This is a genomic window from Paenibacillus sanguinis 2301083 = DSM 16941 (genome assembly GCF_000374825.1).
GTDB lineage: Bacteria > Bacillota > Bacilli > Paenibacillales > Paenibacillaceae > Fontibacillus > Fontibacillus sanguinis.
Genome location: NZ_KB895379.1, coordinates 305,404 through 322,376 on the forward strand (window position 1 = coordinate 305,404; position 16,973 = coordinate 322,376).

Consider the following 16,973-nt stretch of genomic DNA (forward strand, 5'->3'; position numbering starts at 1 on the left):
CAACTTCCTTCGCTATACTGTTACCGTCATACTTGCCCCTGCTTCTTGCGTAACCGCGCGATATAAAAGCCGTCGGAATGGGCATCCTGAGGCAGAATTTGCAAGCCGATGCTCCCGCGATCCGCCGCCGCTGCCAGCGACTCAGTCTCCCAGGCTGCCGGCTTGTCTGCCGCCAATTCAAACTCTGAGTGGCGACTCAGGAAGCTGCTCACCATGTCCACATTTTCTCGCGAATCAATGGTACAGGTGCTGTAGACCAGCAGACCACCCGGCTTCAACAAGTCTGCAGCCGTGTCGAGCAACATCCGTTGAATGCCGGCAATTTCTGCAATATCGCCAGCCGTCTTGGCCCATTTCAGGTCCGGCTTGCGGCGAATCACACCCAGCCCGGAGCAAGGGGCGTCCAGCAAGACGCGATCAAAGGAATTCAGCTCCAAGCGCTCGGCCAGCTTTGAAGCATCCCCTGTCGCAATATCAATATTGGTCAAACCCAGCCGGTTCGCCTGATCCTTGACCAGCTTCGCCTTATGAGGATGAATGTCGTTGGCCAGCACCCGACCGCTGCCTTGCAAGATCTCGGCAATATGACAGGCTTTCCCCCCCGGAGCTGCACAGCAATCCAGCACGGACAGGCCCGGTTCCAGATCCAGTGCTTCGGCTACCAGCATGGAGCTTTCATCCTGTACAGAAATCAACCCCTCCCGGTACCAGGGAGTAAGGGCCATATTGCCCCCGTCTTCCACTACAATTCCATCCTGGGCAAGCTTGGATGGAGTGGCCGAGATCCCTTGTTCCTTTAGCAATCGCAGCATGTCTTCCCGGCTGGTCTTTGCCCGGTTTACACGAATACTGATCGAAGGCGGTTCGTTATTGGCACAGCAAATCGCCTCCGTCGTTGATTCGCCGAACTGCTCCAGCAAGCGCGCTACCAGCCATTCCGGATGCGAATGCTCCAGAGCGATGCGCTGAACAGGACCAAGTTTCTCCGGCAGCTTCAGCTCCTCCTTACGGCGGAGTACGCTGCGGAGCACCCCGTTAACCATGCCCGAGATCCCTTGATGCCCGCGCTTCTTCGCCAGGTTCACCGCCTCATTGACTACCGCGTGCGGGGGAATGCGATCCAGATAATAAAGCTGGTAGAAGCTCATGCGCAGCAAATTGCGAACCCAGGGAGCGAGCTTGCCCATCCCCTTGGTCACAAACGGCTCCAGCAGGAAGTCAATCGTATTCAGCCGCTGGATCGTCCCATATACCAGCTCGGTAGCAAGCCCGGCATCAGGCCCGGAAAGGCGAGATTTCTGCAACGCCCCATTGAGCAGCAGATTGCTGTATGCGCCCTCCTGTTCCACCGCGGTCAGCACTTGCAGCGCTATGCTTCGAGACGTAGCCTTGAGCGGACTGCGCCCGCCGCTGCTCATAAGAGGACCGTCCCTGGCTTCATGACGCCGCCGCGAATGAACTCTTCCGCTTCCATCGCCTTTTTGCCAGCAGGCTGAACCCGTGTCAGCCATACAGAACCATCCCCGGTTCTCACTTCGATGCCTTGCGGTGAAAGGCTTAGTACGGTTCCAGGAGCTTGTCCGTTAGTCTGACCACTAACGGCAGCAGCGACCTCTTTCGCCTTCCCTTGTCCTGCATCAGGCTTGGCAACCGCCCAGACCTTGAACACCTCGCCGTTCCAGGTTGTAAACCCGCCGGCAAAGGGAACCAGCCCTCGCACCTGATCGTAAATAGCGCGCGAACTAGCTGACCAGTCAATGCGCTCATCCTCGCGCGTCAGGTTGGAAGCATAAGTGGATTCCTCGTCATTCTGCGGAATGCGATCAGAGGTTCCTTCGATAATGGCCGGCAGCTGTTCCAGCAACAGCTTGGCCCCGGCTTGACTCAGTTTCTCAAACAGCGTCCCCGAGGTATCCTCGTCATCAATTGGGACAACGGCTCTGGCAATCATATCGCCCGTGTCCAGCCCCTCGGCCATATACATCAGGGTGATACCCGTTTCCTTCTCGCCATTAATGATAGCACGCTGGATTGGTGCACCTCCCCGATACCTGGGAAGTAGCGAACCATGCACATTCAGGCAACCGTATTTCGGGAGCTCAAGCACACCCTTCGGTAGAATCTGCCCATAGGCAGCCGTCACGATCAAATCAGGCGCCAGCGCAGCCAGCTCCGCAACGGCCTCCGGCGCACGCATGCGCACCGGCTGCAATACGGGAAGACCATGCCGCAGCGCGGCTTCCTTCACCGGCGTTGGCGTTAGCACCTTCCTGCGCCCCTGCGGGCGGTCCGGCTGGGTAACTACGCCCACGATGTTATAACCTGCGTCAAGCAGTCCTTCCAACGAAGGCACGGCAAATGCCGGGGTTCCCATAAACACAATATTCATCGCACGCATCACTCCTTCTCTTCACCCTCAGGGGTAATTTCATACACGCGCTCCGCTATGTCCGTGTACAACACACCGTTCAGATGATCAATCTCATGTTGAAACGCCCGAGCCAGCAATTCTGAGCCGGTATAGGTCACTTTCTTGCCATTGCGGTCAAGTCCCTTTACCGTCACCGTTAACGCCCGTCGTACTTCTCCACGATATCCCGGGATGCTCAGGCAACCCTCGGAACCAAATTGCTCTCCCTCAGAGGATACAATTTCCGGATTTATCAATTCAATCAATCCATGCTCATCGCCTACATCCACTACGATGACCCGCTTAAGAATACCGATTTGCGGCGCAGCCAGTCCAACGCCTTCGGCGTCATACATCGTATCTGCCATATCCGTAAGCAGCTTCTGCACGTTGGGGGTTATTTTCTTCACTTCCTTGGCAACCTGATGCAGTACCTCATCCGGTTCCTTAACGATAATTCGTATGGCCATGCTGGCACTTCCTTTCCGTGATCGCCTTGCTTCTTTAAATATATATGTTTATGGTTTGTTATCAGTGTATGCTACATCAGCATTTGCGGATCAACATCGATGCTGATCTGCAAGGTGGCATCCTTCAACTGCTCCAGTGTGGCTGAAGCCACGTCCCGAACAAGATCTACAGCATCCAGGTCACCACGGTATTTTACCATGCATTGAAAGCGATATCGGTTCTTGATCCGCGGAATAGGTGAGGCTACCGGTCCCAAAATATCGAGAGCAGCCGCTGCAAAACGGTCCAGGCTGCCAAACCACCCTTGGCGCTGGGCCTTGGCTCGCAAATCGCCGGTAAAATTCTCAGCCATCCGTAGCAGCAAAGGCAGCTTCTCATGCGAGAGCGTAACCAGGATCAGCCGGCTGTATGGCGGATAATGCAGCGCCTTGCGGTGTTTCAGTTCATCGCGCACAAAGGCAAGATAATCATGCCCGCTTGCATGAATGATCGAGTAATGATCCGGGATATAAGTTTGAATGAATACCTCCCCCGGCAATAAATGACGACCTGCTCGTCCGGCCACCTGTGTCAGGAGTTGGAACGTCTTCTCTGCCGAGCGAAAATCAGGAAAGTTCAGCGCAGTATCGGCAGCGATTACTCCCACTAGCGTCACATCGGGGAAGTCCAAGCCTTTCGCTACCATTTGTGTTCCCAGCAGCACATCGCCCTTCTTCTCCCGGAAGGCTTGCAGCAGCTTCTCATGCGAGCCCTTCTCGCTGGTCGTATCGACATCCATCCGTATCACACGGATGCCGGGGAAGAGCTTTGCCAGCTCGTCCTCTACGCGCTGAGTCCCTGTTCCGAAATAACGAATATGCTCACTGCCACACTCCGGACAAACCGCCGGGGCATTCTCGGCGTAACCGCAATAATGGCAACGTAAATTATTTGATTTCTGATGATAGGTCAGTGAAATATCGCAGTCCGGACAACCCGCCACATAACCGCAGCTGCGGCACATAACAAAGGTCGAGTATCCGCGACGGTTGAGGAACAGCACTGTCTGTTCCTCTCGCTCCAGCCTTGCGGCAATGCCAGCGTGCAATGAACGGCTGAACATGGAGCGATTCCCTTCCTTCAGTTCCTCACGCATATCCACGATATGCACGGCTGGCAGCTTGCTTCCCGATGGACGCTGCTTCATCTCCAGCAGAATTGGCGCATACTCCCCAAGATCGCCTCCCGCCGAACGCGCGGCATGGTAGCTCTCCAGCGACGGAGTGGCCGAGCCAAGTATCACGGCAGCCCCATGCTGCCGCGCTCTGCGGACAGCTACATCGCGCGCATGATATTTGGGCGTTTCCTCCTGCTTATAGGAGGTCTCATGCTCCTCATCCATCACAATGAGACCCAGTTGCTTGAATGGAGCGAAGATGGCCGAACGCGCCCCAATGGCCACCTCCACGCGCCCCTCGCGGATTTTGCGCCATTCATCATACCGCTCCCCGCCTGACAAGCGGCTGTGCATCACGGCCACCTTGCCTCCAAAGCGACCTTTGAACCGCTCCACCATCTGCGGAGTCAAGGAAATCTCGGGGACGAGCACGATCGCCTGTCTGCCCGAGGAAATGCAACGCTCGATCGTCTGCAGATAGACTTCGGTTTTACCGCTGCCGGTAACGCCATGCAGCAAGAAGACTTCATGATGACGAGCATCCAGCGCTTGTGCCAGTTGGTGATACACGACCTCTTGCTCCGGTGTGCGAGTCAAGGGCTCACTGCTCTGGAAGCGCCGTCCAGCATAGGGATCACGAAATACCTCCACATCCTCAAGACGAATGTACCCCTTCTCCGCTAGCTTTTTGACGGTTCCCGCAGTTACCTGCAAGGTTGACAGAACCTCCTGCAAGGACAAGGTCATTCCCGCCTCCAGCAGGAACTGGAGCACTTCCTTCTGTCGACGCGCTTGCCCGGAGAAGGAGGCCAGTGCATCCTGAGCAGCCTGGCCGCTCACGGCAGCCGTTACGCTTTTCATCGTTTTTTTGTTAACTTTATCCTTAATGGCCTGGCTCTCCGTTAATACACCACGGCTTATCATATCTTTGATTAATTCCCCGGACTCAGGATACTTGCTCCCAAGTGAAGTCATCGTCACCTCGCCGGAAGCGGTAATATACCGAATGATGGCCTCTTCCTCTGCCGTAAGCAGCTCAGGGAGCGCCATCCATGGAGCCTCCTGCACGGCACTGCTATCTCCGGCCGCCTTCTGCCCCGTTTCTGCAGCAGAGACCGCAGCAACACGAATGTAGCGCTCGGCCTTGCCCTTTAAAGCAGCCGGAATCATAGCTTGCAGCACCTTGATCATGCTACAGGCATACTTGTGACTCATCCATTCCGCCAAGGCTACCAGGTCCGCCGGCAGGGGCGGCACCAGGTCCAGCAGTTCCTGGATAGGCTTCATCCGCATGCTGTCCATTTCCAAATGCTCATGCAAGGATACCACGAAGCCCTGCACTGTGCGGCGACCAAACGGAACACCCACCCGACTCCCAACCTCGATCCATCCCGCAATGGAACCGGGGATTAAATAGTCAAAAGGCCGGTCGGTTTCCCGGCTCGGCACATCGACGATCACCTTGGCCATTCGATAAGTCATCGGCTCGTTCCCGCCACCTTGGAAGCGGCTAATTCCATAATACGAAGAGCCACTTCTTCTTTGGCCATCCGGGGCAAAGATTGTACCAGACCGGAAGCATCATAAATATTTACGATATTGGTGTCTGTGCCAAAGCCCGCTCCCTGCGCCGTGACATCATTGGCGACGAGGAGATCGCAGTTTTTGCGCTTCAGCTTGTCCATCGCATGCTGCTCCACATTTTCTGTTTCCGCGGCAAATCCGATCAAATATTGGGAGGTCTTCAGCTTGCCTAGCGTTTCCAGAATATCAATATTCTTTACCAGTTCAAGTACCAGTGAATCCCCGGTTTTCTTGATCTTTTGCGCTGCAGTTTCTTTAGGGCGATAGTCTGCCACCGCAGCAGCCTTCACCATGATGTCCGTATCCGCCCACACGGCTTGGACCGCCTCATACATCTCTTGGGCTGAGGATACACGAATCAAGGGAATTCCGGCAGGCGGCTCAGCCTGCGTATTGCCCGCGATCAGCGTTACCTGCGCACCTAGACGCTTGGCCGCTCTCGCAAGGGCGAAGCCCATCTTGCCGGAAGAATCATTCGTGATATAACGCACCGGGTCGATCCGCTCCACCGTACCTCCGGCCGTAATCGCTACCCGCTTCCCAGAGAGCGGCTCTTTGTCCAAAGCGGCTTCCCGGTTAAAATACTCATCTACAACCCGTACCAGTGTTTCCGGCTCTTCCATCCGCCCTTTGCCCGTATAGCCGCAAGCCAGCAGCCCTTCTCCAGGCTCAATCATCATAACTCCACGCGATACCAGCTCCGCCAGATTTCGTCTCACTGCAGGGTGCTCGTACATATGCACATTCATGGCTGGCGCTACCATAATCGGCGCCTGGGTAGCCAAAAGCGTTGTCGACAGCATATCGTCTGCAATGCCCGCTGCCATCTTGCCGATGATATTCGCGGTGGCCGGAGCTACCAGAACCAGGTCAGCCCAATCAGCCAGACTGATATGAGCAATGGAATTAGCGTGCTTCTCATCGAACGTGTCAGTATAGACCACATTTTTGGACAAAGCTTGCAGCGTTAGCTCTGTAATAAATTGAGTGGCGGATTGGGTCATGATGACCTTGACCTCTGCCCCTTCCTTCACCAGCTTACTGCACAAGGAAGCCGCTTTGAAGGCGGCAATACCGCCGGTAACGCCCAGAAGAATTTTCTTGCCGGTTAACATCGCTACCCCTCACTTTCCGAACAGAAAAAAAATAACAACCTCGCGGTTGTCTTCAAAAAAACGTCTATCGACGCCCCCCCTAAGGGGACAGACCGCGTATGCGGCAGTGGCTTCTTTGCAATCTCAGAAGGCCTTCGCCCGATTCAGAGGATCGCCTTCTGATGATTCACAAAAAACAAAGCCGTAAATACTACTTCTCATTACTTCTCATTCTCAGGAGCGGGCTCCTCATCCAATTTGAGCTTGACGTAATCACCATAGATTTCTTCCAGAGCCACGCCAACCTGCTTATACGATCTTGGCTGCTTGAGGTCACTTCTCTCTCCTTCGCGAAGTTGTCTTGCACGCCGCGAGGCAGCTACAACCAGGGAATATTTACTCCCTACCTTGCCAAGCATTTTATCAATCGATGGATACAGCATCTTCACAAACACCTCTTCTTCATTTGGTCATTGCCGCGAGCTGTCGCAAGACTTTCTTATCTTGCAGTGCTCAGCAACGATAATAGATTGAATTCTTTGGCAGGCCAGATCGATCTCATCATTCACAACGGCATAATCATAATTTTCCATCAGCCCGATTTCATGAGCCGCCACCGTCATCCGATGATCAATCGTCGCTTGATTCTCCGTTCCCCGCCCTTCAATCCGTCCCTTCAGCTCGTCAAGCGACGGCGGGAGCAAAAACACAAACACGCCCTCAGGGAATTTCTCCTTAACCTTCAGCGCGCCCTGAACCTCGATTTCCAAAATAATGTCCCGGCCGCCGGCAATCGTCTCTTCCACAAAATCACGAGGTGTTCCGTAAAAGTTACCGACATACTCGGCATGCTCCAGAAGCTGATCTTGCTCAATCATATTCAGAAACTGCTCACGGCTCTTGAAAAAATAATTTACCCCGTTCATTTCACCCATACGAGGTTGCCTTGTGGTCGCGGAGACTGAATAAATCAGTTCAGGCATCCGTTTGCGAAGCTCGGCGCATACCGTCCCTTTTCCCACGCCTGACGGCCCGGACAATACAATAAGTAACCCTTTTGCCATTGTTCTCTCCATTTTATTCGTCGTTGTCTTCGTCTTTGGTGGACAATCGATGAGCAACTGTCTCCGGCTGCACCGCCGACAAAATAACATGGTCGCTGTCCGTAATAATTACGGCGCGCGTCCGTCTGCCATATGTAGCATCGATCAGCATATGACGATCCCGCGCCTCTTGAATGATACGTTTGATCGGTGCAGATTCGGGGCTTACAATGGAAATGATACGGTTGGCCGATACAATATTTCCGAAGCCAATGTTAATAAGTTTAATTGCCATATTCAGGTAGTTCCCCCTAATTAATTTGACTCACCCTGTGCCCTTAGCGTAGCCTTATTCCAGGTTCGCGGCCTGCTCGCGAATCTTCTCCAACTCAGCCTTCATCTCGACGACAAGGTTGACTAGAGCCAAATGATTGGCTTTAGATCCAATGGTATTGGTCTCCCGGTTCATTTCCTGTATGAGAAAATCCAGCTTGCGCCCCACCGGTTCAACGGATTGCAGCAGACTGTGACATTGCTCCAGATGGCTCCGCAACCGAATCAATTCTTCATCGATATTGGAACGATCAGCGAATACGGCAACCTCCATAGTAAAACGCTGCTCGTCGAAGCTGCCCTCCACGAGTTCGGCAAGTCGGCTCTTGAGCCGGCTTCTGTACTCGTTCACGACCTCAGGAGCTAATCGAACCAGTTCAGCTTGAATGCCTTCAAGCCGGCCTAAACGCTGCTCCAGATCAGCAATCAGATGCCTACCTTCCCGCTCTCGCATCTCAAGCAATCCGTTAACGGCTTCTTCCAGCCCTTCCGACAGTATCCGCTCCCACTCCGTATCTGCATGTTCTTGAGAAGAAAGTGACTCGGGAGCCGCAAGCACGTCAGGAAGGGATAATAAGTCCTTGGCAGATATAGCAGCGTCAATCCCGTAAAGTTCTCTAAGCTCCTCGGCAGCCCGCAGGTAAGCTTCTGCCACCGTACGGTTTAATACAAGCGGCAGCGCACTGGATTCTTCATGTTCTTTGCTGATATAGACATCAATACGCCCCCGCTTGATGCGAGTCTGCACCAAACGGCGCAATGAGTCCTCATAGCACGTCCACTCGCGCGGCATCCGCAAAACAACTTCGGCATACCGATGATTGACAGATTTTATCTCAAATTGCACGGCATAACCGCCATGAGATCTGGCGGCTCCGCCGTAGCCTGTCATACTGTGCGACACAAGCATCACATCCGTTATCCTATTGTAATTGATTATGTGAAGCGAGACAAGTGGGACACGCTTCGTTTTGCCTTCTCCGCAACATATTTTGTCAGAGCCACATTCATTTCATAGAACATAAATGGCGTCATCAAATAAATCCCGTTGAAATGCTCCATCGCCGTGTCCAGCAGCTCCTTGGCAATTTCCACCCCCATCGCCCTGCCTGCTTCGCCCTGCAAGCCATCCATTCGGGCCCGAACCTCTTCAGAGAGCTGAATTCCCGGTACTTCATTGTGCAAATATTCGGCGTTTTTACCACTTGCCAGCGGCATGATACCTATAAAAATCGGAATATCCAGATGAGCTGTCGCCTGTTTGATCGCCACGATCAGCTCGGGATCATAAACGGGCTGGGTCATAATATAATCCGCTCCGGAGGCAATTTTCTTCTCCAGACGCTCAACGGCTTTGTTCAAATGCTTGACATTAGGATTAAATGCCGCGCCAACCACAAACTTCGCCTTCTGCTTCAACGGCTTGCCGGAGAACGATACCCCGGTATTCAACTGCTTGATCATCCGAATGATCTCAAATGAAGTCAGATCATAAACAGAGCTTGCCCCGGGCAAATCGCCAAATCTGGCAGGGTCGCCTGTGACGGCCAGAACATGGTCAATACCAAGTGCGTCGAAGCCCATCATATGGGACTGGGTGCCGATCAGATTGCGATCCCGACAAGCGATATGAATCAGCGGACGCAAGCCGAGCTCCAACTGTACGAGATGGCCAAGCGCCATATTGCTCATCCGTGTGACGGCCAGAGAATTGTCCGCCAGCGTTAACGCATCGACACCCGCCTGCTTCAAGGCCGCAGCCCCTTCCATAAACTTGCGGATATCGAGATCCCGGGGCGGATCCAATTCAACAATAACGGTATGGCGCTCCTTCACGAGCTCCGTCAGGCTAGGTGGAGCATTATGGCTACCAGTGCCTTCTCCCTGATCCGTTTCCGACACTTCCGGAGTCCGAAGCGAAATGCCAACCGCCTCCCGAGGTTCCGGAAGCGTCCGTTCGCTAGCCAGCGGGGGCGCAATAATATGCTCAAGCGCCCGTACAGTGGCGGCGATATGCTCCGGCGTCGTACCGCAGCAACCACCGATTAATCGGGCCCCCAAGTCGACAAACGATCCGGCGCACTCACCAAAATATTCGGGAGTGGCTCCATATACATACTCTCCATCCACATAATCCGCCAAACCTGCATTTGGAAAAACAGACATCGGCACATCAAGCGGACCGTGCAAATCTTCCATTACGCCCATAATGCCCTTAGGACCGGAATGGCAGTTGAAGCCCAGCATATCGGCCCCCTCTTGCAGCAAAGCGCTGAAGGATTCGGGCATAGTAAAGCCATCCAGCGTCCGGCCCACCTGATCCACAGCAAATTGGCAGATGGTTGGAATATCGCTTAGCTTGCGGGCCTGCACCAGCGCAATCCGCAGCTCTCGCAGATCGTAGAAGGTTTCAAAGAGCAGCGCGTCCACACCTTCCGTAAGCAGTGCGGCAATCTGCCGTTCAAAGTAGTCCTCAAGCTCACGCGAGCTGACATTGACCCGCTTCCCGCCACGAATTGAACCCACAGCACCGGCCACATAAGCGCTTTCTCCTGCCGCCTGCTTGGCGATACGGACTGCGGCGCGGTTGATCTCCTCCATCTTGGATTCCAGCCCAAATTTGGATAATTTATAATAATTAGCGGAGAATGTATTGGTCTCCAGCAGGTTCGCCCCTGCTTCTATATACCGGCGATGCACATCGCCTATCACATCCGGACGCAATAAATTGAATTCTTCATAGGAAATGCCGACTGGAAACCCCAAGTGGTATAAATAGGTTCCCATCGCTCCGTCGCCAACGATCACATCCTGCTTCCAGGCCGTGCGCAAATCCTGCTTCATCAAAGATACCCTCCCGCCTGCCTCTATAGTCTCTTCATGCCGGTCAACTTACCGCATCAAGTTATAAAGCTAGTAGATTATCGTATTAATGTATCATAAATCGATCAGATTGATAAGATATGTGTTTGAATATAATCTGGCAATAACAAAGAGCCAGGTGTCCTCGTTACGGAACACCCGGCTCTGCACCAAGTCCTAGCCCTTCAATCAGATATGAACTTCTCCTTCATATACTGCTGCTGCCGGCCCGGTCATGTAGACATGGTTATCGCGTTCATCCCATTCAATGAACAGGTCGCCGCCCTTAAGCCCCACCCAGGCAGCCCGATCGGTCAGCCCATTCAATACCGAGGAGACGAGAGTAGCACAAGCACCCGTGCCACAAGCAAGCGTAGGTCCCGCACCCCGCTCCCATACCCGCATCTCTACACGGGAGCGGCTGGTGACCGTAGCAAACTCTACATTGATTTTCCGTGGAAAATAGGGGTGCACCTCCAGCTTCGGTCCCCATGTCGTAAGCGGAAAGCTTGGGGCATCCTCTACATAAATCACACAATGTGGGTTGCCCATGGACACGGCGGTGAACTCAAATTTCTGGTCATCCACTGTAATGTTGTGCCTGAGAACAGGATTGCCTTGCAGCGTGGTTGGCACAGCCAAGCCATCCAGGACAGGTTCCCCCATATCAACCCTCACTGTCTTGACTATGCCGTCTTCCACCTGCAATGTCACCTGCTGAACGCCTGCACCCAGCGTCTCAATCGTCACGCTTTCTCTATTGATCAAGCCGTTATCGTACACATACTTGGACACGCAGCGAATGGCATTGCCACATTGCTCAGCTTCCGTGCCATCCGAATTAATGATGCGCATTTTAAAATCTGCTCGTTCCGAAGGAAGAATGAATACGAGTCCGTCTCCCCCTACCCCGAAATAACGGTCACACCAGGTCACCGCTAACTCGGCTACGTTCTCCGGCAACTCTTGATGTCCGGCAAATACGAGGAAATCATTGCCCAATCCATGCATTTTAGTAAATTTCATCTTACCCCACTCCTGCATCGTCAGTATATATCAAGGGAGAACACTTCCCCCTCAGCAAAGCTTGCCTATGGGGTAAGTCTATATTTTGCAGAGGTGAAAGGGTATTGATTTTATGCACGAATATTTGTACTTTTCGCGGTGATCATCGGACGCGAGCCCTTGGAACGACGCCGCTTGCCGGACCACACGCTGCCGGCCCCCATCAGGAAGGTAGGAATACCTGCCGCTACCAGTGTCAAAGCCCATTCCCGCGTACCGAGGGGCACTGTTTTGAAGATCGGCTGAAGCGGCTCCACATAAATGACGACAAGCAGCAAGGCGATCGAAGATAGAACCGCAGCTACCAGGTATTTATTTTGCAAAATATTGCGATGAAAGATCGATCTTGAACTCCGGCAGTCAAATACATGGATAAGCTGGGCGATAACCAATGTCGCGAAGGCTACGGACTGCGCTTTGATCAATTGATTGGCATCATCCGGAGCCCATTGCAGCGTAATCCAGAAGGCCCCCAGTGTACATAGGCCAATCAAGACGCCGCGGCTAATAATCTTCCAGCCCAGACGGCGGGCAAATATATTCTCGTTGGCTCCCCGCGGCTTATGCTCCATCAGATCTTTTTCCGGCTGATCAACGCCCAGTGCCATGGCAGGCAAGCCATCGGTCACCAGATTGACCCAGAGAATTTGAATCGGCAGCAGAGGCAAGGGCAAGCCGAACAGCATAGCGAAGAACATCGTTAAGATCTCGCCCACATTGGAGGCCAGCAAATACCTGATAAACTTGCGAATATTTTCATAAATATTGCGGCCTTCTTCAATCGCCGCTACGATGGACGTAAAATTATCATCGCTCAAAATCAAGGAGGAAGCCTCCTTGGAAACATCTGTGCCCGTCATTCCCATGGCAATGCCAATATCGGCAGCCTTGATAGCCGGAGCATCGTTCACGCCGTCCCCGGTCATCGCAACGACATGTCCGTTCCGCTGCAGGGCCTTGACAATTCGCAATTTATGCTCGGGAGAGACCCGTGAATAAACGTAAGTATTCTCCACCTGCTTCTCTAATTCTTCATCATCCAATATCTCCAATTGCTGTCCTGACATCGAGGTTCCGCCACGTGGCAAAATGCCAAGGTCGGCAGCAATCGCCTCTGCGGTGAGACCGTGATCTCCCGTAATCATCACCGTCCGGATACCCGCACGACGACAAACAGCAATGGCTTCCCGCGCTTCTCGCCGGGGTGGATCAATCATGCCCGCCAAGCCAATGAATATAAGCTGCGATTCCACCGCGTTCTCCTGAACTCCCTCTTCATGCGGCTTTAACTCACGATAAGCCATGCCTAGCACCCGCAGGGCACTACGGGCCATTCTCTCGTTCGCGGCCTGAACCTTCTGTCTTAACGTGCCCGTCAGCGGTACAATTTTGCCTTCCCATGAAATGTAGGAGCAGCGCTCCAGCAACATATCGGGCGCTCCTTTAACGAGCGCCATCCTTCCTCCTTGATGGGACACGATGACAGACATCCGCTTGCGCCGTGAATCAAACGGGAACTCTTGCTCTCGCACATAAATGCCATTCAAAGAGGATGGAGACAGGCCCATCTTGGAGGCCAGCGTGACTAATGCCCCCTCGGTCGGATCACCTTTGAGCTTCCACGTCGGAGAAGCGCTAGGCTCTTCCTTTGCTTTGCGCCGTCCCCGCATGTCCGAATTATCTTCATAAATCGTCGCATTACCGCAAAGAGCACTCACCTGCAACAGGCGACGCAGCCCCTGCTCCTTGCGCAAATCCACGGGAGCTTTCTGATGCAAAATATTGCCGACAGGCTCATATCCTTCACCTGTTACCTCCAGCATTCGCCCTTCCAGCCAAAGCTTTGTCACGGTCATTTTGTTTTGCGTTAATGTTCCGGTCTTATCCGAGCAAATAATAGAAGCGCAACCCAGTGTTTCTACTGACGGCAGCTTGCGAACAATCGCCTTGCGCTTGATCATGCGCTGCACGCCAAGGGCCAAGGCAATCGTTACAATAGCAGGCAAACCTTCCGGTATTGCAGCAACCGCCAGACTCACACCGGCGAAAAACATGGCGCTGGCCGGCTGGCCTTGGATAATCCCCAGAACAACCACGATGACAGTGAGCGCGAGTGCCGTATAGATAAGAATCTTGCCCAACTGTTCCAGCCGCCGCTGTAGCGGAGTCTCTTGAACCTCGGTATTCTGAATGAGGTCGGCAATTTTTCCCATCTCGGTGTCCATTCCCGTTCGTATGACCAACCCTCGGCCCGTGCCGCGCGTAATCATCGTTCCCATGAAGCCCAGATTTTTCTGGTCTCCCAGCGGGACATCGTCTTCCGTGATCACTCCGGCATGCTTGCCCACCGGATGGGATTCACCGGTTAAAGCCGACTCCTCTACATCCAGGCTATTTGTCGTTAGCCAGCGGATATCCGCCGGAATTCGATCTCCACTCTCCAGAAGCACAATGTCTCCAGGAACCAGCTCTTTAGCCAGAATATTTTTGGAGACACCTTGACGCAATACGTTGGCATGCGGTGCGGAAAGCTCCTTTAGTGCCCGTAAAGACCGCTCTGCGCGAAATTCCTGAATAAATCCAAGCACCCCGTTCAGAAGAATGATCGCAATGATCGTGATGGCATCCAGATATTCGCCAAGAATGCCGGATATGAGTGTAGCGCCCATCAATACCAGCATCATAAAATCCTTGAATTGATTCAGGAACAACAGAATCGGGGAGACACGTTCCCCTTCCTGCAATTCGTTCCAGCCGGATTCCTCGCGTCTTCGCCCCGCTTCTTCATCGGTCAGCCCCTGTCCAAGGGCAACGCCGAAGTGCTCCATAAGCGCGTCGCTACTCCACTGGTGCCAGTTTTTTTGTTCCATCCTCCCTCTTCCCCTTCCGTTTTTGTAGATACGACAAGTATGCTTATCCACGCGTCGTCAGCATGAAGGCTTTTCCACCTAGGGTAAATGTATTCTGGCCAGTCCCAAATTATCACAGCGCTCCTCTTAAGTTTTTGCCGCAAGTATGGCATCATAAAGGAAACGTCTATTTTTTGACGCGAGCGGTATCATTCGTTATGATTAGCCTCATCATCATTCAGAAGGAACAGGAGAATTACACAATGGCACTTGACGGAATCGTGACAAGAGCGATCGTCCATGAACTGCAGCAATGCATTGGCGGCCGCATTCATAAAATACACCAGCCCGCAAGCAACGATCTTATCTTCCACCTGCGTACCCAGGCTGGAACCAGGAAGCTGCTGCTATCGGCTAATCCAACCTATCCACGTATTCATTTCACCGAAGCTGCTTTTCCCAATCCTATGGAAGCACCTATGTTCTGCATGCTCATGCGCAAGCACTGTGAAGGCGGAACCATCGAGGCCATTACTCAGGTAGGCATGGAGCGTATTATCCATATCGACATTCGCACGCGCGACGAGCTTGGAGACTTGTCTACCCGAAGAATCATTGTGGAGTTGATGGGGCGGCACAGCAATATCATCCTCATCGACCCGACCACCGGAACGCAACTTGACGGCATCCACCATGTAACCCCGGCGATATCCAGCTTCCGTGTCGTTATGCCGGGTTTTGCTTACAGCAAGCCGCCGGAGCAGCACAAGCTTGACCCCCTGGCAGCGGATTTTGATTCCTTTATTTCGGCTTTGCGAAAGGCGGAGGAAGCGGGCAAAGGGAGCGGCTGGCTCGTAGAAGCCTATGAAGGTTTAAGCCCTTTGATCGCAGGGGAAATCTATGCGCGGGCCAAGCTAGGGAATAACGTTGTGCAGCTCGGACTGGGCGAGATAGAAACAAAGCAGCTATGGAAGGCCTTCTCTGGGTTGATGGAGGAGATTCGCCAGCATCAGTACCATCCCATGAGCGGGGAGAATGCCAAGGGGAAGAGTATTTTTTCTGCCATTCCGCTAACCTCTATCCATGGAGAAGTTCTAACCTATCCTTCTATCAGTGCTTGTATGGAGGACTATTACGGAGATAAAGCGCTGCGAGATACAGTGAAGCAGAAGACTGCCGACCTCCTGCGCTTCCTGCAAAACGAGAAGAGCAAAAATATCAAGAAGCTGGCCAAGCTGGACCAGGACTTGAATGAAGCCGAGGATGCGGAACGCTACCGAATTTGGGGAGAACTGCTGTTGTCCTCTCTCCATACGATTCACAAAGGCGATACTTCCGTGGAACTGGTCAATTATTATGATGAAGAAGGACGCATGGAAACCATCCCGCTCGACCCGTTACTGACTCCTTCGGAGAACGCTCAACGCTATTTCAAGCGGTACAATAAATTCAAGAACAGTCTGGCTGTCATTGACGAACAGAAGATGCTGGCCCAAGCCGAGGTTGCTTATCTGGAAGGACTTCTACAGCAATTGCACGATGCCAGCTTAAGCGATATTGATGAAATTCGCGAGGAGTTGACGCAACAGGGGTACTTGCGTGATCGGGGCAAGAAAGGCAAGAAAAAGAAAAAAAGCGACCGGCCTACCCTGCATCTCTATACCTCTTCCGAAGGCATCGAGATCTACGTTGGCAAAAACAACTTGCAAAATGAGTATGTCACCAATCGGCTGGCCAAGCCCAATGATACCTGGCTGCATACCAAGGACATTCCCGGATCGCATGTGGTCATACGCAGCGAATCCTTCGGTGACGCGACCTTGAATGAAGCTGCCCAACTCGCCGCCTACTTCAGCCAGGCCAAGCAATCCAGCAGCGTGCCTGTCGATTGCACCTTGATTCGTCATGTTCGCAAGCCAAGTGGAGCCAAGCCGGGCTTCGTCATTTATGATCATCAGCGCACCCTATTCGTAACCCCTGATGAGCAATTGATCAAGGGGCTGCCTAATACGGTCAAGAATGGCTGAATTTTCTCGTTCATAGAACAACAAGAACCGGAGCATACCCGACTGAGTTAAAGTCGCTGCTCCGGTTCTTTATTTTCGC

Annotated in this window: 13 protein-coding genes; 1 reads left to right on the plus strand and 12 read right to left on the minus strand. The window is 53.0% G+C overall.

The window, feature by feature from the left end:
- Nucleotides 1-26: 26 nt before the first annotated feature.
- The 12 genes from rsmB to C557_RS0109290 form a co-directional block, all read right to left on the minus strand.
- A complete protein-coding gene (gene rsmB, locus C557_RS0109235; protein ID WP_018751575.1) occupies nucleotides 27-1,418 on the minus strand; it encodes a 16S rRNA (cytosine(967)-C(5))-methyltransferase RsmB in 1,392 nt (463 codons plus the stop codon).
- Complete coding sequence (fmt, locus tag C557_RS0109240; protein WP_026263390.1) at nucleotides 1,415-2,389, minus strand: methionyl-tRNA formyltransferase; 975 nt, start codon at nucleotides 2,387-2,389, stop codon at nucleotides 1,415-1,417. Before fmt ends, rsmB begins: the two co-directional genes overlap by 4 nt.
- 8 nt (nucleotides 2,390-2,397) lie before the next feature.
- A complete protein-coding gene (def, locus tag C557_RS0109245; protein WP_018751577.1) occupies nucleotides 2,398-2,880 on the minus strand; it encodes a peptide deformylase in 483 nt (160 codons plus the stop codon).
- 71 nt (nucleotides 2,881-2,951) lie between these two features.
- A complete protein-coding gene (gene priA / locus C557_RS0109250) occupies nucleotides 2,952-5,519 on the minus strand; it encodes a primosomal protein N' (protein WP_018751578.1) in 2,568 nt (855 codons plus the stop codon).
- Nucleotides 5,516-6,736, minus strand: coding sequence for a bifunctional phosphopantothenoylcysteine decarboxylase/phosphopantothenate--cysteine ligase CoaBC (gene coaBC, locus C557_RS0109255; protein WP_018751579.1), 1,221 nt, complete (start codon nucleotides 6,734-6,736; stop codon nucleotides 5,516-5,518). The genes priA and coaBC overlap by 4 nt, the downstream gene beginning before the upstream one ends.
- A 200-nt stretch (nucleotides 6,737-6,936) precedes the next feature.
- Nucleotides 6,937-7,158, minus strand: a complete 222-nt coding sequence (rpoZ, locus tag C557_RS0109260) for a DNA-directed RNA polymerase subunit omega (protein WP_018751580.1) — start codon at nucleotides 7,156-7,158, stop codon at nucleotides 6,937-6,939.
- A 27-nt stretch (nucleotides 7,159-7,185) separates the two neighbouring features.
- Nucleotides 7,186-7,779, minus strand: a complete 594-nt coding sequence (gene gmk / locus C557_RS0109265) for a guanylate kinase (protein WP_018751581.1) — start codon at nucleotides 7,777-7,779, stop codon at nucleotides 7,186-7,188.
- Nucleotides 7,780-7,792: 13 nt separating this feature from the next.
- Nucleotides 7,793-8,053 carry an extracellular matrix/biofilm regulator RemA gene (remA, locus tag C557_RS0109270; RefSeq protein ID WP_018751582.1) on the minus strand — a complete coding sequence of 87 codons (261 nt, stop codon included), beginning with the start codon at nucleotides 8,051-8,053 and terminating at the stop codon, nucleotides 7,793-7,795.
- Nucleotides 8,054-8,107: 54 nt separating this feature from the next.
- Nucleotides 8,108-8,995 (minus strand): YicC/YloC family endoribonuclease, encoded by an 888-nt coding sequence (locus tag C557_RS0109275; protein WP_026263391.1) that lies wholly within the window; start codon nucleotides 8,993-8,995, stop codon nucleotides 8,108-8,110.
- 32 nt (nucleotides 8,996-9,027) lie between these two features.
- The gene (locus tag C557_RS0109280) at nucleotides 9,028-10,935 is read right to left on the minus strand and encodes a bifunctional homocysteine S-methyltransferase/methylenetetrahydrofolate reductase (protein WP_018751584.1); all 1,908 of its coding nucleotides are present in this window, start codon (nucleotides 10,933-10,935) and stop codon (nucleotides 9,028-9,030) included.
- A gap of 207 nt (nucleotides 10,936-11,142) precedes the next feature.
- Nucleotides 11,143-11,979, minus strand: a complete 837-nt coding sequence (gene dapF, locus C557_RS0109285) for a diaminopimelate epimerase (RefSeq protein WP_018751585.1) — start codon at nucleotides 11,977-11,979, stop codon at nucleotides 11,143-11,145.
- A gap of 110 nt (nucleotides 11,980-12,089) precedes the next feature.
- The gene (locus C557_RS0109290) at nucleotides 12,090-14,888 is read right to left on the minus strand and encodes a calcium-translocating P-type ATPase, SERCA-type (RefSeq protein ID WP_018751586.1); all 2,799 of its coding nucleotides are present in this window, start codon (nucleotides 14,886-14,888) and stop codon (nucleotides 12,090-12,092) included.
- A gap of 242 nt (nucleotides 14,889-15,130) precedes the next feature.
- On the opposite strand from C557_RS0109290, the gene C557_RS0109295 reads away from it, so the two are divergent.
- On the plus strand, nucleotides 15,131-16,894 hold the full coding sequence (locus C557_RS0109295) for an Rqc2 family fibronectin-binding protein (RefSeq protein WP_018751587.1): 1,764 nt from the start codon (nucleotides 15,131-15,133) through the stop codon (nucleotides 16,892-16,894).
- Nucleotides 16,895-16,973: the final 79 nt, after the last annotated feature.

Coding starts and splice junctions, on each gene's coding strand:
- rsmB (WP_018751575.1), bottom strand. CDS start 1,418: ATGAGCAGCGGCGGGCGCAGTCCGCTCAAGGCTACGTCTCGAAGCATA.
- fmt (WP_026263390.1), bottom strand. CDS start 2,389: ATGAATATTGTGTTTATGGGAACCCCGGCATTTGCCGTGCCTTCGTTG.
- def (WP_018751577.1), bottom strand. CDS start 2,880: ATGGCCATACGAATTATCGTTAAGGAACCGGATGAGGTACTGCATCAG.
- priA (WP_018751578.1), bottom strand. CDS start 5,519: ATGACTTATCGAATGGCCAAGGTGATCGTCGATGTGCCGAGCCGGGAA.
- coaBC (WP_018751579.1), bottom strand. CDS start 6,736: ATGTTAACCGGCAAGAAAATTCTTCTGGGCGTTACCGGCGGTATTGCC.
- rpoZ (WP_018751580.1), bottom strand. CDS start 7,158: ATGCTGTATCCATCGATTGATAAAATGCTTGGCAAGGTAGGGAGTAAA.
- gmk (WP_018751581.1), bottom strand. CDS start 7,779: ATGGCAAAAGGGTTACTTATTGTATTGTCCGGGCCGTCAGGCGTGGGA.
- remA (WP_018751582.1), bottom strand. CDS start 8,053: ATGGCAATTAAACTTATTAACATTGGCTTCGGAAATATTGTATCGGCC.
- C557_RS0109280 (WP_018751584.1), bottom strand. CDS start 10,935: ATGAAGCAGGATTTGCGCACGGCCTGGAAGCAGGATGTGATCGTTGGC.
- dapF (WP_018751585.1), bottom strand. CDS start 11,979: ATGAAATTTACTAAAATGCATGGATTGGGCAATGATTTCCTCGTATTT.
- C557_RS0109290 (WP_018751586.1), bottom strand. CDS start 14,888: ATGGAACAAAAAAACTGGCACCAGTGGAGTAGCGACGCGCTTATGGAG.
- C557_RS0109295 (WP_018751587.1), top strand. CDS start 15,131: ATGGCACTTGACGGAATCGTGACAAGAGCGATCGTCCATGAACTGCAG.